Annotated in this window: 15 protein-coding genes; 10 read left to right on the forward strand and 5 right to left on the reverse strand. The window is 34.8% G+C overall.

All coding sequences use genetic code 11. The features are described from left to right. Nucleotides 1-184: 184 nt before the first annotated feature. The 4 genes from DWW68_RS04530 to DWW68_RS04545 are packed head-to-tail and all read left to right on the forward strand — an operon-like array spanning nucleotide 185 to nucleotide 12,893. On the forward strand, nucleotides 185-7,525 hold the full coding sequence (locus tag DWW68_RS04530) for a discoidin domain-containing protein (protein ID WP_118589181.1): 7,341 nt from the start codon (nucleotides 185-187) through the stop codon (nucleotides 7,523-7,525). A 20-nt stretch (nucleotides 7,526-7,545) separates the two neighbouring features. Further along, on the forward strand, nucleotides 7,546-7,734 hold the full coding sequence (locus DWW68_RS04535; RefSeq protein WP_021953638.1) for a hypothetical protein: 189 nt from the start codon (nucleotides 7,546-7,548) through the stop codon (nucleotides 7,732-7,734). A 36-nt stretch (nucleotides 7,735-7,770) separates the two neighbouring features. Next, nucleotides 7,771-10,545, forward strand: a complete 2,775-nt coding sequence (locus DWW68_RS04540; RefSeq protein ID WP_021953639.1) for a cellulase family glycosylhydrolase — start codon at nucleotides 7,771-7,773, stop codon at nucleotides 10,543-10,545. A 23-nt stretch (nucleotides 10,546-10,568) separates the two neighbouring features. After that, the gene (locus tag DWW68_RS04545) at nucleotides 10,569-12,893 is read left to right on the forward strand and encodes a cellulase family glycosylhydrolase (RefSeq protein ID WP_118589180.1); all 2,325 of its coding nucleotides are present in this window, start codon (nucleotides 10,569-10,571) and stop codon (nucleotides 12,891-12,893) included. A 136-nt stretch (nucleotides 12,894-13,029) separates the two neighbouring features. Here DWW68_RS04545 and DWW68_RS04550 read toward each other — a convergent pair whose 3' ends face one another. Together DWW68_RS04550 and DWW68_RS04555 are read right to left on the reverse strand one after the other, a co-directional pair. Further along, complete coding sequence (locus DWW68_RS04550; protein ID WP_021953641.1) at nucleotides 13,030-13,659, reverse strand: HAD family hydrolase; 630 nt, start codon at nucleotides 13,657-13,659, stop codon at nucleotides 13,030-13,032. 13 nt (nucleotides 13,660-13,672) lie between these two features. Continuing rightward, nucleotides 13,673-14,728, reverse strand: coding sequence for an iron-containing alcohol dehydrogenase family protein (locus tag DWW68_RS04555; RefSeq protein ID WP_021953642.1), 1,056 nt, complete (start codon nucleotides 14,726-14,728; stop codon nucleotides 13,673-13,675). A gap of 192 nt (nucleotides 14,729-14,920) precedes the next feature. On the opposite strand from DWW68_RS04555, the gene DWW68_RS04560 reads away from it, so the two are divergent. After that, nucleotides 14,921-15,478, forward strand: coding sequence for a hypothetical protein (locus DWW68_RS04560; RefSeq protein WP_021953643.1), 558 nt, complete (start codon nucleotides 14,921-14,923; stop codon nucleotides 15,476-15,478). Nucleotides 15,479-15,491: 13 nt separating this feature from the next. Next, complete coding sequence (locus tag DWW68_RS04565) at nucleotides 15,492-16,076, forward strand: GNAT family N-acetyltransferase (RefSeq protein WP_118589179.1); 585 nt, start codon at nucleotides 15,492-15,494, stop codon at nucleotides 16,074-16,076. Here DWW68_RS04565 and DWW68_RS04570 read toward each other — a convergent pair whose 3' ends face one another. Beyond that, entirely contained in the window at nucleotides 16,077-16,556 is a 480-nt protein-coding gene (locus DWW68_RS04570; RefSeq protein WP_118589178.1) for a DUF1653 domain-containing protein, read from the reverse strand. It lies immediately after the preceding gene. A 182-nt stretch (nucleotides 16,557-16,738) separates the two neighbouring features. On the opposite strand from DWW68_RS04570, the gene DWW68_RS04575 reads away from it, so the two are divergent. Then, on the forward strand, nucleotides 16,739-17,545 hold the full coding sequence (locus DWW68_RS04575; protein WP_118589177.1) for a DUF4866 domain-containing protein: 807 nt from the start codon (nucleotides 16,739-16,741) through the stop codon (nucleotides 17,543-17,545). Between the two features lie 9 nt (nucleotides 17,546-17,554). Then, nucleotides 17,555-18,220: a YoaK family protein gene (locus DWW68_RS04580; RefSeq protein WP_021953647.1), complete on the forward strand. Its 666-nt coding sequence runs from the start codon at nucleotides 17,555-17,557 to the stop codon at nucleotides 18,218-18,220. An 8-nt stretch (nucleotides 18,221-18,228) separates the two neighbouring features. Here the strand turns inward: DWW68_RS04580 and DWW68_RS04585 are convergent, their stop codons facing one another. Next, complete coding sequence (locus DWW68_RS04585; RefSeq protein WP_118589176.1) at nucleotides 18,229-19,557, reverse strand: threonine/serine exporter family protein; 1,329 nt, start codon at nucleotides 19,555-19,557, stop codon at nucleotides 18,229-18,231. 220 nt (nucleotides 19,558-19,777) lie between these two features. Between DWW68_RS04585 and DWW68_RS04590 the strand changes: the two genes are divergently transcribed. Then, nucleotides 19,778-21,076, forward strand: coding sequence for a hypothetical protein (locus DWW68_RS04590; RefSeq protein WP_118589175.1), 1,299 nt, complete (start codon nucleotides 19,778-19,780; stop codon nucleotides 21,074-21,076). Next, nucleotides 21,042-21,986 carry a glycosyltransferase family 2 protein gene (locus DWW68_RS04595; protein ID WP_118589174.1) on the forward strand — a complete coding sequence of 315 codons (945 nt, stop codon included), beginning with the start codon at nucleotides 21,042-21,044 and terminating at the stop codon, nucleotides 21,984-21,986. Before DWW68_RS04590 ends, DWW68_RS04595 begins: the two co-directional genes overlap by 35 nt. Nucleotides 21,987-22,013: 27 nt before the next feature. On the opposite strand, the gene DWW68_RS13400 is transcribed toward DWW68_RS04595, so the two are convergent. After that, nucleotides 22,014-22,703, reverse strand: a complete 690-nt coding sequence (locus DWW68_RS13400) for an ATP-binding protein (protein ID WP_158576803.1) — start codon at nucleotides 22,701-22,703, stop codon at nucleotides 22,014-22,016. Nucleotides 22,704-23,322 lie beyond the last annotated feature (619 nt).

Here is a 23,322-nt window from a genome sequence, read left to right on the forward strand (position 1 = left end):
CAGATAAAAATACAGATATCGTTGCGTTATTATGCACAATTATAAAAAAAGGACACTGATAATGAAAAATTGATACTGATAATGAAAAATTGATACTTTCATCAAAGTGATTTTGGAAAATAAATGCAGTATAATATATTATGTGCAAAAGGGATTTTTATTAAATATTTTGGAGGAGAAAAAAGTGAAGAAGTTACTAAGAAAAGTGCTTGCGACGGTTCTTGCCGTAAGTATGACGATGACAAGTATTTCAGTGACGAATATCAATGTTAAAGCCGCGGCATCTGCTACGGCAACCAATGCAGATGTCACCATGGAGGATAATACTAAGAAGGCATTTGGCGGCAAAGACGGAGACTTATATAATTATATTAAATATGGCGTCAATACAAGTTCTGATGATGGTGTTGAGGATGGAAGGGATGCATCTAAAGCTGTTGATGGAAGCACAGATACAAGATGGGCTAACTCGAACCATACAAACGGACACTGGATTCAAATCGACTTAAAGCAAAGTTATTCCGTGTCTAAAATTGGGATTAGCTGGGAAGTAGCAAGTTCCATTGACTACAAAATAGAAATTTCAAATGATGGAAGAAGTTACAAGGAAGTTTCAAGGGTTAAAATAAGTGATTATACAGACCCTAAAAACAGGGTGGATACTGTAGCATTAAGTAATGCAGTGTCTGCAAGATACGTAAAAATAACAGATGTTGGTGATTCTTATTTGGCAGATTCAGGCAACAACAGACGTTATGGTGTATCTATATGGGAAATAGGCATATTTGGAAGTGAGGCTAAAGCATCGGTAGAAAGTACCATTAGTGACACCGGAGTCTTTACAAAAAAGACAAATAATACAGGAGAGGCTTTTTCAGACATTTTAAATGACCAGTATTATAACTATGTGAGAAATAACGGAGTATCTGCCACAGCCAGTGGAGAGGAGAATAGCAGTACTCCTATAAGTGGGGCTATTGATAATGATGCAAATACAAGATGGTATAATCCAAGTGGTGATGACACATACTATACTGTGGACTTAGGGGCAACATACAGTGTGGAGAAGGTATATTTAAGCTGGGAGCAGGCCAATGCCACTGTATATAATATTTATAAATCAGAAAATGGAACAGATTACAGCCTTATTACCACAGTTTACAACAGTGAAGCCTATGATTCGGATTCATATGCAAGGGTGGATAAAATAGAATTTAGTGCAGTTAATGCAAGATATATAAAAATACAAGCTGTACAGCGTACCTACAAAAAAAGTGGTTACAACGGAGGACAGTATAACGGAATTTCCCTTTATGAGGTAGGTATTTACGGAAATGAGCAGGAAAAATCTTATAGTAAGAAAGCTTTTGAAGAATTTTCTGTTGGAAATAAAGAAACTGTTGGTAATAAAATAGAGGCAGAGAATACAGACAGTAGAGCTGATGGAGTAAAAGATGATGATAATTCCTCAGCCAGTGGAAGCAAAAATATAGGAGGACTGTCAGACGGAAAATGGGTTCAGTATAACATTAATTTTGACAGAATGACATCCAGAATATATTTAAGATATAGTGGTAATGAAAATTCAGCAGGAAAAATAGATGTTTATGTTGACAACAGCACAATGTCAGGAACACCTGTTGCAACTATAAATGTAAGTTCCACAGGAAGTTGGAGCACATATACTGATATATCCGGTGAGGTTAGTATACCTGCGGGAAATCACAAAATATATTTGAAATTCACTACAGACACAGGAAAGAATTATGTATGTAATCTTGATTATTTCCAGTTTGAATATAAGCCGGAAAATGCAAATATAAAGCATGAGGCAGAAAAGGCTCATGCATATGTAAGAGGCACTGCCGGAAATAAGGTATCTAAAGAGTTAAGCGATAAATACTCAAATGGTGCGGCAATAGGAAAAATGAATACATATATGGAACATGACCGTTCATATTTAACTACCTATGTTAAAGCTGCAAATGCAGGATACTATAATATGAAAATAAAGTATTCCGGAACTATGACCACATCACTTCAATACAGAATAAATAATGGCAGTTGGAACACCTGTGACATAACAGATGTAGGTTCCTCATGGGATGAGGTAAAATCTGTAGATGTAAATGCTGAATTAAAACAGGGAATTAATAAAATTGATATTTCAGGAGCAGTATGGGTTTGGAAAGGCGGAGAACATGGTCGTGAGGATAACAACAATGTCTGGGACGAATGGTTAAACATAGACTGTTTTACATTGGAATATAGTGAAGATGTTAAATTGGCATTTTCAGGCGTTTTAGATACAACATTAAAAGGAAATAAAATACAGGCAGAGGCTTTTTCTAAAAGTTCAGGGGATATAACAGTAGAAGGTGAAAATGACAGTTATGTAGATGGAACAAATCTTGGAGGACTTAGAAATGGAAAATGGGCAGAATACAATGTTTTCTTTGATAGGAAGGTATCAAAGATATATTTAAGAAACAGCGTAAAAAATGATAATGGTGGAAAAGTTGAAATATATGTTGATGACAGCTCAATGTCAGGAACGCCTGTTGCTACAGTGCAAACAACGGGAACAGGTTCTGACTGGAAAAATTATGTTGATACGTCAGAAAACATTAGTATTCCATCAGGAAATCATGAAATATATTTAAAATTTGTTGCAGATGGCTCAAAGGGAGCATGTAATCTTGATTATTTCCAGTTTGAGTACGAACCGGAAACGGTTTCAGACAGTAATGATAAGCACGAAGCAGAAAATGCCCATGCTTACATTCAGGGAGATGCAGATAGCGAACATAATATACAGGAAGATAATGCGTTTTCTAATGGAAAAGCAGTAGGTGGAATGAACGCATGGCCGGATAATGGCAGGGCGTACCTTACTTCTTATGTTGACGTAAAACATGCAGGAAAGTATAAACTCACTGTTGCGTATGCATCAGGAAGTTCAAAAGATACAAACATTGATTGCAGAATTAACAGTACAGGTAATTCCAGTTGGACAAGTATTTCAGCACCTGTTACAGGTGGATGGACAACAGTTAAAACAATATCTACTGAAGTTACCTTAAATAAGGGAGTAAATGTAATTGATATTACAGGTGCTTCTAATATTCCTTATTCTGAAAGCAATTCATGGCAGCAGGCAAATGTAGACTATTTCAAGTTGGAAAGAGTTACTGATAAGGATAACCTTGCCTTTGGAAAACCGGTGGAGGCATCCGGTTCACAGCCTAATTTTGGCGCAGAAAATGCCGTAGATGAAGATGAAGACACAAGATGGGGAAGTGGTGAAATTGGTGATAAAGGATATTTCATAATTGACCTTGAAAAATTATATGAAATTGAAAAAGTCAGCATTATGTTTGAAAAAGCGTATCCTGATGATTTTCAGATTCTTGTTTCAAGAGATAAGGTGAATTGGACTGTTGCAAGAACAGTCAGAGGTTTTAAAACAACAGATACAGACAAACTTAAATATGAGTCGGATGGCGTATGTTTAGGAAAGGCAAGATATGTAAAAGTACGTTGTATAAAAATGGCATATCATGATAAAATGTCCATAAGAGATATCAGAGTTTATGGTACAGCAGTTAAGGGAGAGCTGTCAGACCTTTCAGTAGGAAAGGATGTAAAGGTAAGCAGTTCTGACAATGGAGCAACTACTTCTAATCCTAAAAATGCAGTAGACGGAAAGGATGACACAAGATGGGCAGCACCGAAGAAAGACGCTAATCCATGGTATCAGATTGATTTAGGAAAGCAGTGTGCAATAGATTCGGTAGATTTGAAATTTGAGCGTGCTTATGCAAAAAGTTTTAAAATTCAGATTTCAGATGACGGAAAAACATGGACTGATTATCGGACTGTTACAAACTGGACAGAGCCGGGAGATGCTGATGAAATTCAAAAAGATGCCTATTATGCAAACCTTGAATTAGGAAACAGCATTCATATGGATAATGTAAAAACAAGATACGTTAGATTATATACAGATGAAAAAGTAAGAGGTGGAAGCTGGGGATTATCCCTTTATGAATTTGAAGTGTGGGGAAAAGAAACAGATAAGACAGATTATTGGACTAATCAGTCTAAGAAAAATTATGGAATTTATCCCATATCAGCACTACAGGATACGGAAAAAGCCGGAATGATTGACAGCAGTCTTGTACAGGATGATGTAATAGGTACAGGGGATACATATGACGTTGTATATGAAGCAAATAAGGATTTATATTTTTATGTAAACCCGAGAGAATTGTATTATGAAGCATCAAAGCATACAATTTACTGGTCATCAGGAAATTCAGGTGATGAATTAAGAGGTGCTGAAAGTCATGATGAGGGAATAGTTTCCTATAAGGGGCAACAGCAGGCAACTGTTCAGTATAAGCTACCGGCAAACCTTGATTTTGGAGACAAAGATTATGTTGAGACACAAATAGGATGTCAGATTTTTGAAAAAGCTGATTCAGGCAAGGAAAGTCTAAAGTTTAGTTTGGTTTATAAAGTAAGAGTTTGGAAGTCGGCAATTATTATAGAAGATAAATTAAGCGAAAATGGTAGTCTTTGTGTTAAGAATCCTGAAAGTGGCTGTACATATGAGTGGCAAAAGAGTAGTGACGGAGAAACATGGACTGATGTGGCAAAGAAGAGATATGATCTTGAGATATTGGGAAACATTAAGGATGGAATAACAAATGACATTGTTCACGTTGCAGAAGATTTAGGCGGTGGTAAATACTACAGAGTAAGAAAAAGTGGCACTACACAGTGGTCACATTCTTACAAAGTACAATATTATAACAATATACAAAATGGAGATTTTGAGTATCCGGCAATGTTTTCAACAGATGAAGATGGAAAAATCTTCCCATTTAACTCAAATGGTGATGAACAGCAGTATCCTAACGGATATGAAGGTTTAATGTGGAAAACAACAGCACCGGGATGGACTAACGGGCCAAATAGTAACCGTGTAGGACATGATATTGAAATTGTAAATGGAAGAAAGTTAAAAACCTCAGGAGAAAACGAACAGGTATCCCAGTTCTCCGTAACACAGGATGAAATGTACAAAAACAATGCTCATGGAGACCAGTTTGCAGAGCTTAACTGTGAAAATGTAGGTGCATTATATCAGGATATTTTAACAACACCTAATTCACAGTGTTATTGGGATTTGGATTATGCAGGACGCTGGTGTCAGAACAGTATGTATGTTGTGGCAATGTCAGCTAAAGATGCAAAAAATTATACGACAGCTGAGCAGATTAAGGCATTAATAAGCAAAGATGACGTTAAGGCTATAGAAACCAATAAGGAGGGAACAACAGGTACAACTCTTACATTATCTGACGGAGTTACTGCAACTATGTGGAAGGTAACAAGTAAGAAAAATGCAGGAGAGTGGAACGACCATAATGGTATATACAATGCTCCATCAGGAGATAAAAACTACATTACACGTTTCTTCTTTGTCTCAGCAGGAGGTGCAAAGAGAAATGAAAGTGATACAGCAAATGAAACTGTAGGAAGTTTATTGGATAATGTAACATTTGAGCAGAGACAGTCATACACCATTGAGTATTATGTTGATGGACAAAAACAGGATAATTTAACAGTAAATGGTACTGTTAATCCTTATGACAGAGTGGCTGTACCTAGTCCGTCAGAAGTTAGTGAACTTACATTATATCAGGCAAAAATAAGTGGTGAAAATGATGCTGATTCTAAAGATTTCTATGTAGATGAAAACGACAGAAACATGACGGTGGCATATAACCACAATGTATTAAAGCTTTATTACAAAAGTGGAATTGTAGTTGCAACAGTTAAGGTAGAAGGTTTAGATACAATACCTGATGGCTACACCATAGTTGCAAAACTGAAAGATAAATCAGGTAATATTTTACAAAGTAAAACTATTAATCAAAGTGATTTTGTCAAGATAGAAAAGGCTCAGGGAGGAGAGGCAAGCGGATATTTTAAGACCGTTACTTTCGATGGAGCAAAATTAACAAATCAAAATCAATATACAGTAGAAGAGGTGATTGTAAGCAACAATTATCTTCCTTATTACTTAGAAAAAGTTAATAAAAACGGAACAGAGGAAGAGGTTGGTATAAGCCATATTAATGGGACAAATCTTGCATATACTGCTGAATTTACATATTCATCAGCTAAGGGTAATTCTGTTGAGTTTATAAATATTTATAATCCTATTAGAAAAGTTACCATAAAGAAAAATGTATCAGGGAATATGGCTGAGAAGGATAAAAACTTTAACTTTACAATAGCCATTGAAAAGGATGGAAAAGCAATAGATGCCGCAAAGCTTCCTAATACAGGACTTACAGAAACTGAAACAGGAAAGTACAGGTTTAGCTTAAAGCACTCTGAAGAAATAGAGTTATACGTATATAACAATTGTAAGGTTACAGTAACAGAGGACGATTATAGTAAAAAAGATGTTGATACTAACATATGGAGTGATGAGTATTACAAAACCTCCTGGGTTATAAATCAGGGAGACAGCACAGACGGAAGGGAAGTTACGGTAAATAAAGTAACCGGAGATACAGTTCTTTCATGCACCAATACTTATAATGATTTAGGTGATGTGGAAGTACAGGGCTTCCAAATGAATGGAAATAAAGATAAAGGAGGAGTATCTGAATATAGTCCGTCTTTCAGGGTAGTATGCAGAGTAAGCAAAAATACTATTAAAGGAAAGAAAGTTAAAAAGTTTGGTGTTGTATATGCCATTAAAGGAGAAACAGTTGGAAAGGATAGGGAACAGCTGGAAAAATTAATGACAAAAGAAGGGGCATCAGGCAATAGTAACGTAAAAGTACATGAGGAAACACCAAATGGTGTGTATGCAGATTGGAGTACAAAGGACGGTTCAGAGTTCTCTACAAAATATTGGAGTTACTATGGTTTAACTTTTAAGTGTTTAAGCTACATGTTTGACACATTAGAGGAAAAAGTTACTGTAAGGGCATATGCTGAAATGGCAGACGGAAAAATAGAATATGGAAATAATATTTATACTGTTGATATGTACGAGATAGCTAAGCATCTTTACAGCAATCAGAAAATGAGTACATTAAAGGGACACAGGTTCTTATATGATAATGTATTAAATCTGGTTGATATGCAGCATAACAGAGTCGGAATTGCTAAGGCAATGATGAAAACTCTTAATGTTACAAGTACCAGTAGCAAGTATTATAACCTGTTAAATACAGTATATAGAGACATGAATGACTTTATTTACTGTCAGAATAGTTATAAGGGTGAATACTCACAAAGAGAGGAATTTTATTCAAAAAATCTGACGGAAGAACAAAATAAGGAACTGTTAGATGCATTAAACAATGCACGAGGTACAACTTATACGGACTTAAACCAATGGATTTATAATGAAGTTGAAAAGATAGGAAATTATAAAGGATATTATAGAAAAGTCCAGTATGAGTGGAATGGTGGAATCTATATAAGAAAGTAGCGTTGAAAAGGAGAAAGCAAATGATTAAACGAAAATTATATACAACACCGGAAGTAATAGTTACAAAATTTGAAGTTAATAAAAATATGATGGTGAGCCTTACACCGGAGACAACTGCGTCTCCGGATGGCCCTGGGGACACTGAAACAAGAGATTGGTTTTCACCACCGGAAGTTACAGGAGGAAACATAGGAGACCTTTTTGACTAAAGTAACAGTGGATTTTGTATCTATAGGAGAACAGTTATGAATATATTGAAAAAGATAAGCAGTTTATTATTAAGTATTGCATTAATAATTACAGGTATTAATGTGAATACCATGACGTTAAATACGGTAAAAGCTGCTTCAACACAAAAGGAAGTTTATCCTAATTTTTTGAAAACAGAAGGAAAAGAAATTAAAAATACCAATGGTAACACAGTATATTTAAGAGGTGTTAATGCCGGAGGGTATATGCTACAGGAAATATGGCTATGTGCCACAAAAGGAGCAACAAGTGACGACACCAGTGGAAATATAAGGTGTCAACAGGACATAATCAATCAACTTACAGACCGTTTGGGAAGTGAAAGAGCAGCAGAGCTGATTAATACATATGAGGAAAATTATTGGACATCAAAGGATTTTGAAAACTGTGCAAGACTGGGAGTTAATTGTATAAGACTTCCAATATGGTATAGAAATTTAGTGGACGAAAATGGAAACTGGTACAGTAATGCTTTTGACCGTTTAGACTGGTTTATTGAAACGGCAGGACGTTATGGAATATATGTAATTATAGATATGCATGGTGCCTATGGTTCACAAAACGGAAGTCATAACTCAGGAATATATGGTGGAAGTACCAATCAGCAGAAAAGGGATAATTCAAAATTATTTTTTGGAACAGATGCAGCTACTAATCAGGCAAAATTCTATGAGATGTGGTACAAAATAGCAGACCATTATAAAAACAACCCTGTTGTTGCCGGTTATGATTTGTTAAATGAACCTATGGCAGATTATATGAGTGATTCAGGTTTAAATGAAACTAAGCAGGAAAGATTGTCGATTTTGTGGAATGTTTACGACAAGGCATATAAAAGAATAAGAACAGTTGATACAAATCATATAATAATGATGGAAGCAGTGTGGGATCCTGATACACTTCCAAACCCTACAGAAAAGGGTTGGGAAAATGTAGTTTATGAATATCATCAGTATATGTATGATGACTATGACAATGCATCAGGAACACAAATAAGTTCTATGCAAAGCAAAATCGACAGCATTAACAGTGCAGCACACAATGTGCCAAGCTATATTGGTGAGTTTAATTACATGAGCAACAACGATACATGGAATACAGGAGTTAAGCTGCTTAATGACAACAATCTGAATTGGACAATATGGAATTATAAGTGTACAAAGCAATATGGAAACTGGGGATTATACAATACTCCGGGAAACGGCTCAGATTCAGATACTAATAACTATTGGGCGGATGTTGAAAATGATTCTTATGATACTATATTAAGCAAGTGGTCAAAAGTAGGAGAAAGCACTGAAAATACAGGATTGACATCAAAAATTAAAGATTATTTTCCGGGAGTAGTAGAAAATATTGCTACATCAAAGGTAAAATCAGTTTCAGGTGTAAATGCTCAGGGAATGCTTAATTCCATTAACGTAACATGGTATCCTAAGGCTGATATGGATAGTAACCCAAAGTATAATATATACGTTGACGGTTCTACAACTCCTGCAATGACAGTTAATCAATCAGTTGTTAAAGTATCAAAGGTGACTAAGGAGGCTACGGATTATTCAAACCAATATGGAATAGTAAATGATAAAAAAGATGGTGTTAACTATAATATAGGAGGAACCCATAACGGTGCCTGGACTAAATATGACGATATTTCCTTAAGTTCACCGGCAACATCACTTTCAATAAATTATTCCTGTGCTAAAGGAAACAGCGGAATGATTTATTTATATGAGGATTCCATGGACGGAGAAATAATTGGTTCATTAAAGGTGACACCGCCGAAAACTGAAGCATCATGGTCAGACTATGTTACAGCTACAATAGATTTGTATAAGCCATTAAGTGCAGGAAAGCATACGGTATATATGAAATTTGTGAATAATACCAGTGGAAATATTGCAAATGTAAAGGATTTTACTTTTATATGTCCATCAGCAACAGCTACAATAGCTAATGTGGAAGCCGGAAAACATAGTGTGAGTATTCAGGCGTCTGTTGATGAGGCAGTTTCTAGTGAAGATATATCTAACGAAGTTGAAGTAGTAACAGAATCTTCTATTATAAAGACTGATAAAATCAGCATTAAAGGTTTCCAGATAAAAACAAATGGAAACAGATATTATAATGCAAGTGGAGAAGTTGTATTTGATGAGGAAGGTGCGGAAAAAGTAGCATTTAGAACAATATGCAGGGCACCGGCAGTAGGAGAAACAATTACCGTATCAGACAAGTCTTATAAGGTTAAAAATGTTGGAATTATATATACAATTGATCCTAACGCTACAGGCGATGAAACAAAAGATGTATTTGACAGCTCCTATTCAGTGTTGAATACAAGTCAGATATCAGGAGCAGCTCATACATATATTGGAGCTCAAGAGTACAATGGTAATAATTACACATTAGGATATCTTGCTACGGATGATGGTATTTTAAGTAATAAAGACGGATATATGGAATATGTAAGAACCGTGAGAAATAATTCATATTATGGAAGTGATAACTCACTTAATGTGATTACTAACTCTTTCCATGCAAGAGCTTTTGTAGTGGCAGAAGATGGAACCATTATATATGGAAATAATGTTGAGTCAATGTCTATACCGGAGGTAGCTTATTATTTCTATAAAAATGCAATGTCATCAAACTATAATGGACATGCATACCTGTATGATACGATTTTAAGCAGAATAAGCGGTAATAAATACTATTTATCAACAAAAGTGGATTACGGATGGAATGACAACCTTTATGATCCTGGTAAGTAGTGGACAAAGTAAGGAGGCAGATTTTGAAAAGATTAATTAAGAAAATCACTGTGTATATGCTTATAGCAGCAATGTCAATTACCGGTATTACGGTATATAAAACAAGTGATGTAAGTGCTACAACTACAAACAAAATTAAATATAAGGATTTCTTAAAAGCAAACGGTAAGGTTCTTAAGAATAATTATGGACAGGGGGATACCGTATATCTTAGGGGAACAAATGCAGGGGGATATATGTTACAGGAGTTTTGGCTTACGCCTACGGATTATACTGCTAATGTAACAGACCAGACAGATTTGATTAATACATTAACTAACAGATTTGGCAGTGATGCCGCAAAAACTCTTATTAACACATATGAAAGTAATTACTGGAAGGAATCAGATTTTGATACATGTGCAAGTCTGGGGATAAATTGTATAAGACTTCCAATTTGGTACAGGAATTTTGTTGATGAAAACAATAACTGGTACAGCAATGCTTTTGACAGGGTTGACTGGTTTGTTGAACAGGCAGGAAAAAGAGGAATCTATGTAATTATAGATATGCACGGTGCCTATGGTTCACAAAACGGAAGCGACCATTCAGGCGTGGATGGAGGAAACGATAAAAAAGGTGCTTCTGAGTTTTTCTTTGGAAGTAATGCAGCTTCTAATCAGGAGAAGTATTATCAGATGTGGGAAAAAATAGCTGAACACTATAATAGCAATCCTGTAGTGGCAGGTTATGATTTGCTAAATGAACCTTATAATGAATATCGTTATAATTCAGGATATTCAGACGATCAGTTACATTCATGGTTGTGGAATATTTATGATAATGCATATAAAAGAATTAGAGCAAAGGATCCAACCCATGTTATTATTATGGAAGCAACATGGGAACCTACAGATTTGCCAAATCCTGATACATATGGATGGGAAAATGTTATGTATGAGTATCATAATTATTTATATGATGATTATGAGAATGCAAATGGTCAGCAGATTGCCAATATGCAAAAGCGTATAAATAACATAAACAGTGCAAATTATAATGTTCCAAGTTATATGGGAGAATTTTCATACTTTAATAGTCCGTCTACATGGGAGCAGGGACTTAAGCTGTTAAACGACAGTGGTTTAAATTGGACAAACTGGACATATAAATGCGTATCCACATACGGAAACTGGGGACTGGTTAATCAGTCAGTTTCAAGTGTCAATGCAGAGAGTGATTCTTATGATACTATTTTGGCAAAATGGTCTAATGTGGGTTCAGGATATTTAAATACATCCCTTACAAACGTATTTAAGAAATACACTCCGGGAGTGATTTCAAGTTCAGAACCTGAATGTATGAATGAGGGAAGTTACTATTTAGGGTGTACAGATAATATTGTAACGGCAGTAAATAGTGGTAACAGTCCTTTATCAGCAAACAAATCATCGTACTCATCCACAGATGATGTGTTGGAAGTAATTAATAATGGTAATGGAACAATTTCCTTAAAATCAAAGGCAAACGGAAAGTATGTATGCGCAGTTATAGATGAAAATAATCAGTTGTTGGCAAGAAGTAATAATATAAGTTTGTGGGAACAGTTTGAACCTGTCCATGTAACAGGAAATCAATATGCCCTTCGTTCCATTGCAAATGGAAAATATGTAAAGGCAGATTTTGACGATTCATCAGATAAGGGACAGCTAAAGGCAGTTAGCGATAATATAGGGGGCGCATGGGAGTGCTTTAATTTCTATAGTGCAGGGGAAGTTACTACAGATGCTCCTACGGCAGCACCAACAGAAAAAGCAACAGAGAATGATACATCAGGTATAACAATTTCAGATGATGTTAAGGTGGAAGGATTCCAGATAAGTAACATTTTAGAGGGCTTAAGGACAGTTTCTTCTGTTGAGCCATCTATTAATGGAAAAAATGTTGTTGAATTTGGAAATATATATGCAGTGGATGTTGACAGTGTATCCGATGACGATATGTATGTAGGAGTGGAAAATAAATTTGTGGCAGCTGTAAATTCAACAAGTAATGGAATTACTGACCGACAGTTTTCCAAGTCAGATACAGCTACTAATTATGTTATGACAATGACAGATAATGGAAAGACAGTGCCGGCGCTTACACAGTCCTATAAAATCAGGGCATATGCAAAGTTATCTGATGGAACATATTTGTATAGTAAAGTTGCAAAATTTTCCATATTTAATGTGGCAAAGACTTTATATGATAATTCAAAAATGAATACAAACGCAGGACACGAGTATTTATATGATAATATTTTGAAGGTTGTGGACAGCAATTACAAGAAAGTTGATTATGACTGGAGCGTAATAGTTGTGAAATAATACTTGCGGTTGCAGTAGCACTGGCATTACCGTCAATGTTTAAATTAAAAAGAAAAAGAGACGATATATAAATTGTCTTAGATGAAAAAATAGTGGAATTTTATGTTTTCATAATATTCCACTATTTTTTATACATCTAACCAACTATTTGTTCCAACTCCTCAAAGGAATTAATTGTATAATCAGGTTTTTCCACTTCGCCAAAACCGTATTTTGCATATATGAAGTCAATGCCGGCTAGTTTTGAAGCATTGAAATCCCCTAATGTATCACCAATATAGGCGGCATGTTTAATGGAGTTACGTTTCATAACCAGCTTGATGTTCTCGCCCTTTGGAACCTGATTGTCACCCCAGTTCTGAAAATCAGTAAAGTATTTATTCATGTTATGGGAGGTAAGAAATGTTTGAATATATCCTGCCTGTCCATTGCTTACAATACATAATTTAAAGTTTTTAGAGAGATTACTAAGAGTTTTTTCTACATTAGGAAACAAAATACCGCCATGGTTTGTTAAGTATTCATTTTCAATTTCGCAACAATGCTGTAAAATATCCAGCTGTTTTTCCTTTGGATATTCTGAAAAAAGTTTAGCGGCAATTTCATCCATGGGCAGCCCCATAACCCCTTGCAATTCTTCAGCAGTAAGTTCACGGTTTTCTAACCCTATAAAATCTTTTATTGCAATATTCCAGGATGTGCGTATATTTTCCGTGGCATCCCAAAGGGTGCCGTCTAAATCAAATAATAAACCATCATATTTCATATATTACTCCAATCTATCCGAATACACGTTTTAAAACGTCATCTTCACATAATATTTTTTTTGCCAGTTCTCTATATTGCTCCTCGTGGAGATATGTGTGTCTGTGAGGCTTAATTTCCGGAGCCATATCAATAGCTCTCATATAGTCGTCCCTGTTTAAATTAAGTGTACTTACATAATCCCAAAATCCTGTTTTTTCAAAAATTGCATTAACACGTATATATCTGTGATTTTGAACACGACTCATAAGGTAAGTGGCAACCCCCACCTGAATACCATGTAATTGAGGATGTTCAAGCATTTTGTCAAGGGAATGGGAAATAAGATGCTCACTTCCACTAGTAGGAGTGCTGCCTCCGGCAATTTCGTTGGCAATTCCACTCATGGCAAGAGAGTCCACCAGTTCCCTTAAAAAAAGGTCATCATGTATTGTTTCAAAAGGAGTTCTTACAAAACTGTTTACTGCCTTTTTTGCAATCATAACGGCAAAATCATTCATTTCTGAATATCCCCGTTCAGCTTCAAAATTCCAGTCATACAATGCCGTAATTTTTGATACCATGTCACCAATACCTGAAAAGATAAATTTTTCAGGGGCACTTTTCAAAATTTCAGTGTCGGCAACAATACCATAAGCCATTTTGGCAGGCACCGAAGTACGACGACCATTGACTAAAAGAGAGGCACTGGCACTGGAAAAACCGTCACTGGAAGCAGATGTAGGAATACTTACATAAGGCAGTTTCCTAAGGTATGCCGCATATTTTGCAGTGTCAATAACCTTGCCACCTCCGATTCCAACAATAACCTGAGCTTTAGAATCAATGTTAAAAGCTAAGTTAATAATATCTTCTATTTTAGTTGTATCTAATTCCATATAATCAAGAACTGTTATACCATCTTTTTTTAGAGAATCCATTATTTCATTTCCAAACATGCTGATTAAACCGTTCCCAAAATACAAAACGGCATTTTTAAAACCACTGCTTTTAAGATATGAACCAAGATTTTCTAAAGTATTTTTTCCAACTTTTAGAATAGTTGGAATGGAAATATGACTACCTGCCATAATTATCACCTACCTTATTCATAATATGTCACAATTATAACAGATTATAACATATGTTGCGGAGTTAAATTGAAAAAAATGAATACAATTGTTATACTAAACAGTAAATAAATGTAGGGATGTGTAGATATGGATAAGAAATAACATCCCTTAGGGGCATAGAAAATTTAATTTTTATCAGGAGGTAACGGTATGAGAAGGATAGTAGCAATTGGGAATGTTTTATATGTATATTTAATTTTGGGAATGCTTGCCATGATATTTGGAAGTAATACACCTACAGGAATGTACCTTATGAAAAATCTGTTTTTCGATGATGTGTACATAATGATATTGGCTTTTATTATATTCGGCGCGGTGTGGCTTGCCATGAATATTGTTTTCCTGACATTGGTGGTAGTGGGAAAATTAAAATATGAGGCTTCAGTTATGGCACGAACCCACATGATTGTAAAACTAGTCCAGATTCCGGCATATATTGGAATTTTTATTATGGGATTATTATGTTTGCTAACTATTTTTACATTTGCATTTTCCATAGCACTGTTTCTTTTCGATGCTTTTAGCATAATTTTAACAGGACTATTTGCCATTGCATGTTTTAGCTGCATGAAAAATGAAGGAATGATTACCGATGGAATACAGCTTGTAATGTCTGTTTTCTCCTTTGTTTTCTGCGCAGACACAATAATATCCGTAATTGCATATATAAATACAAAAAAGCACAAAGCAGAAGCTTTAAACAACTAAAGAAGGTGAATTTATGATTAGGGTTGCAAAAAGAGAAGACGCAGAAGAGCTACTTAAAATTTATTCTTATTATGTTGAAAATACAGCTATAACCTTTGAATATGATGTCCCATCAGTTGAAGAGTTTAGTGATAGGATTTCAAATACATTAAAAAAATATCCTTATTTAGTTTTAGAGGAAGAAGGAAAAATTTTAGGTTATACATATGCCGGGGAATTTAAGTCAAGAGCGGCATATGACAGGGCTGTGGAAACTACTATTTATATGGATAAAAATCTTAAACATAGGGGAATGGGAAAAAAGCTGTATAAGGCCTTAGAACAGGCACTTGAACTGCAGAAAATTACCAATTTGTATGCCTGTATAGCATATCCTAAAGAGGAGGATGAATATCTTACAAAAAACAGTGTAGAGTATCATCAGCACTTAGGTTACAGGATGGTAGGAGAATTTTATAATTGTGGTTATAAATTCGGAAGATGGTACAATATGGTATGGATGGAAAAAATAATTGCACCTCATAAAGACCATCCCGATAAAGTGCTGAAGTTTGATGAAATAAGAAATATTTTTAAAGAAATGTATGGAATAAATTAATCATACTTCAATTTTTTCAAATCTGTATTTCTGCTTAATGTCAGGGTATTTATTGTGGTCTACTTCACTCGTAAACATATCAAAGGGGCGGGCGCATACCTTGAAAGGTGCATATAATCCCTGATAAATAACTAACCTTTCACCATTTTCCGTGTGGGCGGCAAAGGCCAGAACTTTATATAAATATTCAGAGGTATTAGAAGAAACAAGCTCACGCTTGAAATGCCTTACTATATCCCCAACTTTTATGTTATGGGTAGATAAATTATCCGGATTATTGTATACATCAGTATCAATATCCGGTTTTTTTTCTGTATCCGGCAATTCCTCATATTCCTCCTTATCCAGGGAAACAGGTGCTCCGGATTTACCGGAAATGTGTACTCCTCCATACCAGGTACCTTCAACTTCAAAAATATCGCCAACTTCATATTCCATGGAATAATCGTTGTTTTTCTTTATAATTTTAATTTTGCTCATATTAACAAATCTCCTAAACAATTATTTAACGTTAAAATACTTACATCATTATATTATATCCCCTTAAAAATGTAAAAAATAAATTTATGTTTTGGGATTAAAATAATGTAAGGATAAACATTGACGCATCAACTTTACAGTTTTATAATTTGTTTGAAAATAATATTTAAGGAGGAATTTATATGTCTACGAAAATTTCAAAAATACCAAGAGAAGAGGCAGTGGAAGCTATTTTTTCAAAAATTATTCAATCACCTGTTGCCTGTGAACGGTTAAGTGAGACTTTTTATGAGCACCTAAATGATGATCATTTAGTGGTGGATTCAAATTCGGAACGCTTTGCAAAAATACTATTTTCAGCATATGAAACTCAGGATATAAGTGCTTTGCTTTTAGAGGTATGCCAAAAAAGTATGTTTGATTTGTTAAGAGAGGCATATCTTATTCCGAAAAGATTTTATGGAAAAAATGGGAGAAATCCAATACTTCTTTCTGATGTGGAGGGAAAATTGTTAAAGGATATTAAAGAACCTGTGTCACATCACGAATATACTAAATTTAAGGAAATATTTGAAAATCATGTATGTGCACCAAGGTCTAAATTGTATTTAGCAGACGGGTTTGACATAGCAAGATATTACACTAAGGATATGGAAATTGAAGAAAAATTAGAAAACAGACGTCGTGGAATAATGATATTGTATGCGCTTCCGGATACGGTAAAATTGGGAATGACGGAGGCACAGGCATATGCAATTATATGGGATACTTTTAGAATGATTCAAAGTGTAGCTCCTTCTGCAATGGTTTATTATGGACAGGAAACAGGGAAGAAAAATCAAAAGAAGTTTGATGAAATAGGAATTTTACTTCCGATACATCAGTTTGAGAAAAGAATGTTACATCATTTAGAGGAAATTGACGGAATAGTTTTATCATGCAGAGAAAAAATGATGGAAGAAGCCGGCGAGGACAGCCTTGAATTGTAGGAGGATAGAATGAAACAAACAAAGCAGATGTCTGAATCCATAAGACTTGGAATGCTTTTGGCAATTTCAGGAGGATTTATGGATGCATATTCATATATTGAGCGTGGACACGTTTTTGCAAATGCCCAGACAGGTAATATTTTATTATTTGGAGTAAATTTGTCAGAGGGAAATTTTAAAATGGCAATACATTACTTTCTGCCGGTACTGGCATTTGCACTGGGAATTGCGTTAGCAGAAATAGTACATACTAAGGAATTGGAAATTTTGCATTGGAGGCAGGCGGCAGTTCTTATTGAAGCAGTGATGCTTGTGGGAGTCAGCTTTTTCCCATTATCTTTAAACCTGTTGGCAAATTCCTTGACATCCTTTGCCTGTGGCATACAGGTAGAAAGCTTTAGAAAGATACGTGGAAATGGTATAGCAACAACTATGTGTATTGGAAATTTGAGAAGTGGTACGCAGAATTTATGCAATTACTTCCATAATAAAGACATTGAATATTTTAAAAGCTCATTGCTTTATTATGGTATAATTGCATGCTTTGTAATAGGTGCGATAATTGGAAATTTATTTATTCACATATTGCAGGAAAAAGCAATTTTATGTTGTTCCGCACTGTTATTCTTTGTATTCTTTTTAATGTTTATTGACTTTGAAAGAGAAAAACTATAGTCAAAATATCAGGTGCAGTATCTAAAGGATTTGTCTGTGATAATTCTTGCAAAAATCAGTCCAAGAGGAAGTGCCAGAATAATAAGCATTGCTGATGCAAACCAGGAGGCTGAGGTTGTAAGGGACATAGCACCTAAATTGTATACTGCACGGTAAAGGTAAAGTCCCGGTACCATAATTACTATGGAAGGAACAGTGATTGCTATGCGGGGATATCCCAAACTATTTTTTAAGAGAGACGCAAGTACTCCGGCGGTCAATGCACCGATAAATGCGGCGGCTGCCGGTGGAAATGCCGCAAGATCAACCAGTTCAAGTCTTAATGTATTGGCAATGGCACCTATTACGGCTGCTGATGCTGCTAAAGGAATAGGACTGTTAAACATTATTGAAAAACCAAATACTCCTCCGAAGCTTGCTAGTAATCTTAGAAGCAGTAGTGCCGTTGCACTAAGGGAAAGTTCAGGAAAATTAAGAGGCTTCAGATTTAATATAAGAGCCATTATCCACGCTGTTATTGTTGCCACAACAATTATAACAATGGCATAGGCAAGTCGCTCAAGGCCTGAACGCATATCTAACTTTGACAAGTCAATACCACTGGTTATAAAAGGAAATCCTGGAATTATAAATAACATCGAGCATATATAACCCGCCTCGTGTTGAGGTGAAATGGCAAAAAATACTTCGGCAAATTTGAGTATTCCGGCATATACAAGGCATGCTAATGTTATAGATGAAACAATACATAAAAAAAGTGTAAAGTGATGCTCTGATAACTTACATCTCAAATAATTTCCCATTCCTGCTCCTAAAAAAGCACAAATCATTTCAAAGGGTCCACCACCAAGAAGAAACGTAAATGCCCCACAGGCAAGTGCCGCAGCAAGTCCCAGGGCAACAGGTGAGTAAAGACCATGTATATGTTCAATCTCATCAAGGTGGACATGAAGTTCCTCACCGGACATTTTAATACCTTCTGATGAAAAGTCATTTATAAAATGCTCTAAACGGTTAAGTTTGGATGTATTTACTCCTGTATTTGTAAGACAGAGAGACTGGGAAAAACAATTATCACCATCAAAACAGGTGTAGTCTATAGACATAAGACCAATGTTGGCGGTGCATGTTATTCCCAGCTGTTCAGACAAAGTATTCATGGAACTTCTCACACGCCATGCTCCTGTTCCACAGGATAAAAGCATAAGACCGGTACGTCCGATTATTGATGCCTTTTCAACAAGACCGGCATTTGTAATAGGAATGTTTCCCAAACTGTCAGCATAGTCATGCCAATAAATATCCATATGATTTTTTTTAATATTATTTTGAACCATATTATCACTCCCTAAAATATTACTAACTAAAATATAGTATAATTTTGCTGAAAATAATGTCAAGGTTTGTATCGGAATAGGTAATAATATGTTAGAAAATTTTAATCCACAGGGAAAATTAATACGTAGATTTTCCAGGCTTATGCCAATTAGTGGTGTTGTATTTTGACATATAACGTGGTATATTGTGTGGAGGTATGTAAGCAAGGAAAAAAGTGATATGAATAATAAGAGAATGAATGAATTGAACATAAAAGGGAAGATTGCTCTAGTGGCCATATTATTGATTTTAAGTTGCCTTGTGGGATATATGCTGTTGGTTATGGCTTATGGTATTCCGACAGATTATATGAAAGGCAATATGTCTGAAAGTGCCGGGATAATCAAAACAGAGGGAAGATATTTTAGAACTATGAACCGGGAAAATTCCCAGCTGGATAATTATACAGATTCATTAATGCTTTTAACAGCATCTCATCCCACAACAGAGAATGCGTGGAAAGGGGCAATTAATGTATCGAGATACTATAGGAGTGATAAAAAACCGGATGAGGTATTAGTGGACAATTATCTGGGAAAGGGAAAAGGTTATAGTGAGGTCCAATATTCAAGATATTGGCATGGATACCTTGTTTTTTTAAAACCTTTAATAGCTTTATTTGATTATGGTACAATCAGATATCTGTTAATGTTTCTACAAATAGGTTTATTTGCATTATTAGTATCAAAATCTTCGACTATAAATAAAAGACTTATATTCCCAATAATTTTTTTATGGATTTTTTTGAACCCTGTGTCAACAATGATGTCATTGCAGTTCGGTTCAGTGACTATAATAACATTTTGTGCAATGTTATTTATTTTATGTAAAAGCAGGAAATGGCAGGAGAATTTATTCCTATGGAATATTTTCTTTATGTTTGTAGGAATTATTACAAGTTATATGGATTTGCTTACTTTCCCATTGATAACCCTAGGCGTACCATTAACATTGTGGGTGTGTATGTATCAGAGGGATAAAGTTAAGGGCGATATTATGAATATTGTGGAAAAGTCGTTTTTTTGGGCTGTTGGATACGGCGGAATGTGGGCACTGAAATGGCTTCTTGGAAGCATAATAACAGGGCAAAACATAATACGAAATGCATTTGATACTATTGAGGTGAGAACATCCTCAAGTGCGGCTAAAGAGAAAATCAATTTTGTTAATGTATTATATAGAGAGTTTAAGGCTTCATATCAAATAGGGGTGGTTATAGCATTGATTATTTTAATTGTTATATTTGTTATAACATTATATAAAACAAGGCATATTAAGGTGAACAATATTATCCCATATGCCATAATGGCGTGTTATCCTATTGCATGGTATGTTCTTATTCAAAACCATTCATACATTCATTATTGGTTTGCATATCGTGAACTGGCAATATCTGTTTTTGCCGTATCACTATGTATTATGATGTTAATGAGGAAGGAAAATTATGGACAAGATTGCAGTTTTAATACCATGCTATAATGAAAGTAGTACAATAAGTAAGGTGGTAAAAGATTTTAAGAGGGTACTCCCGGAGGCTGTGGTATATGTATATGATAATAATTCTACAGATGGAACTGATAAAATAGCAGAAGAGGCCGGTGCCATAGTGCGTTATGAACATCGTCAGGGGAAAGGAAATGTTATAAGGAGAATGTTCCGTGAGGTAGATGCACAATGTTACATAATGACGGATGGGGATGATACATATCCGGCAGAATCAGCAGGAAAAATGGCGGACTTAGTGCTTAAAAAGAATGTTGATATGGTTGTAGGGGATCGTTTATCGTCTACATATTTTAAGGAGAATAAGAGACCTTTTCACAACATGGGAAATTCTCTCGTTAGAAAAAGTATAAATGTATTATTTAAAAATGATATTAAGGATATAATGACAGGACTTCGTGCCTTTAGTTTTGAGTTCGTAAAAACATTTCCCGTTTTATCAAAGGGATTTGAGATTGAAACGGAGATGAGTATACATGCCGTTGAAAAAAATATGTATGTTGAAAATGTAATTATAGATTATCGTGACAGGCCTGAGGGCAGCGAATCTAAATTAAATACATATTCAGACGGAATGAAAGTGTTGAAAACAATTGTAAAATTGTATAGAACATACAAACCCATGGGCTTTTTTGGTGCAATTGCAATATTATTATGCATCACTGCATTAATTAATTTTGTACCTGTTATGAAAATATATTTAGAAACAGGACTGGTTCCTAAGTTTCCAACATTAATTGTTTGTGGTTTTATGGTAGTGACAGCTGTTCAGTCATTTTTTGCAGGTCTTATGCTACAAACAATGATGCAGAAAAACAGGCAGGATTTTGAGATGGAACTGCAAAGGGTTTATGAACAGAAAAAACGTTTGCTTGAAGATAAATGAATTTAGGTTACATATGTTTAAAAAGAATTATAGAAGTTGCAGCATAACAGAAATGTAGAATACGTTGTTGTGCTGCTCTATTTTTAATACTCCGTTATATCTCTCGATAATTCCGGCAACTGATTCAAGACCGATACCAACCCCTTCATGTTTAGTGGAGTAGTAGGAGCCACTTTTATCTTTTCTAATTGCATTACTATATGTATTATCTATTGTAAATAGAAGAACATTATTTTGAACTTTTCCCTTTATTATTATATTTTTAGGCATGTCAGGTTTGGAAATGCACGCATACACTGCGTTTTCTATGAGATTTCCCACAACAACAGTAAGGTCAACATCCTCCACAGGTATGGAAGCGGGAATGTTTACATCTGCTTCAAAATCAATGTTATTGTCCTTGGCAATGCCATAAAAATGAGATATTAAAACATTAATTACTGTATTTTCACAGAAGCTCATAGGAGTATCATCAGGCAAAACATTTAAGAAAGATTCAAGATATTCCTTTAAATGAGGGTAATCATCCTGCTCTATATAACTTCTTATAACCGTTGAGTAATGTCTTAAATCGTGTCTTGCTCTTCTGGTTTCACTGATTTTATTTTGAAGATTAACAAATTGAAGCTGTTCCATTTTTAAACTGTGATTAGCATTTTCAAGTTGCATATTTTTATTATTTTCAGATAGCATACGGGCAATTATGTAATAAATCAAAAAGGCACCTAAATTAATTAAAAAAGAAATTATATTATTTTTAGGGTTAAGAGCCAACTTTAAACTTGATAAAGTAGAATTAAAGTATATATTGTAATACCAGATTAAATAAAAGGTGGATGGAACAAGCCATAAATAATGCCATATGTAATCCTGATTTCTAAGTAAAAGTACTGGTCTTAAAATCCTGTTTATAAAAAGGGATACTGCCGATAAAACCACTAATTGGGTAAATAATGTGGTTACACAGAAAGTCCACCTGTAAATGTCAGAAGCCATATCTGGAAATAGTAGTCCCTCTATACATTTTGAAAGGGAAACTATGAAATTTGAAATATTTGAAAGCATTAAAAGAACAAATAAGGACTTGCCAAATTTTGCCTTTACACAAAGAAAATAGAAAAATATGTAAAGAAAGGTACTCACTAAAGAAATCAAAGAAATGGCATTATCTGAGCCATATCCTGCACATAGTCCTAAAATTATCTGAATAAATGACGCTAAAAGAATAAGCAGGGCTGTATTTTTTTTGGAAAATCTAAAGGAATCCCTAAATGGATACAACGCTACGGTAACATAGGGTAAAAAATTTAATAATGAATAAACTATTAATTCTTCA

Origin of the sequence: Eubacterium sp. AF16-48 (assembly GCF_003479405.1) — a bacterium.
GTDB classification, from domain to species: domain Bacteria; phylum Bacillota; class Clostridia; order Lachnospirales; family Lachnospiraceae; genus Eubacterium_G; species Eubacterium_G segne.

What these genes read in the sequence shown, in the direction of transcription:
- DWW68_RS04535 (WP_021953638.1), top strand. Translation starts at nt 7,546, where the DNA reads ATGATTAAACGAAAATTATATACAACACCGGAAGTAATAGTTACAAAA.
- DWW68_RS04540 (WP_021953639.1), top strand. Translation starts at nt 7,771, where the DNA reads ATGAATATATTGAAAAAGATAAGCAGTTTATTATTAAGTATTGCATTA.
- DWW68_RS04550 (WP_021953641.1), bottom strand. Translation starts at nt 13,659, where the DNA reads ATGAAATATGATGGTTTATTATTTGATTTAGACGGCACCCTTTGGGAT.
- DWW68_RS04555 (WP_021953642.1), bottom strand. Translation starts at nt 14,728, where the DNA reads ATGGCAGGTAGTCATATTTCCATTCCAACTATTCTAAAAGTTGGAAAA.
- DWW68_RS04560 (WP_021953643.1), top strand. Translation starts at nt 14,921, where the DNA reads ATGAGAAGGATAGTAGCAATTGGGAATGTTTTATATGTATATTTAATT.
- DWW68_RS04565 (WP_118589179.1), top strand. Translation starts at nt 15,492, where the DNA reads ATGATTAGGGTTGCAAAAAGAGAAGACGCAGAAGAGCTACTTAAAATT.
- DWW68_RS04570 (WP_118589178.1), bottom strand. Translation starts at nt 16,556, where the DNA reads ATGAGCAAAATTAAAATTATAAAGAAAAACAACGATTATTCCATGGAA.
- DWW68_RS04575 (WP_118589177.1), top strand. Translation starts at nt 16,739, where the DNA reads ATGTCTACGAAAATTTCAAAAATACCAAGAGAAGAGGCAGTGGAAGCT.
- DWW68_RS04580 (WP_021953647.1), top strand. Translation starts at nt 17,555, where the DNA reads ATGAAACAAACAAAGCAGATGTCTGAATCCATAAGACTTGGAATGCTT.
- DWW68_RS04585 (WP_118589176.1), bottom strand. Translation starts at nt 19,557, where the DNA reads ATGGTTCAAAATAATATTAAAAAAAATCATATGGATATTTATTGGCAT.
- DWW68_RS04590 (WP_118589175.1), top strand. Translation starts at nt 19,778, where the DNA reads ATGAATAATAAGAGAATGAATGAATTGAACATAAAAGGGAAGATTGCT.
- DWW68_RS04595 (WP_118589174.1), top strand. Translation starts at nt 21,042, where the DNA reads ATGGACAAGATTGCAGTTTTAATACCATGCTATAATGAAAGTAGTACA.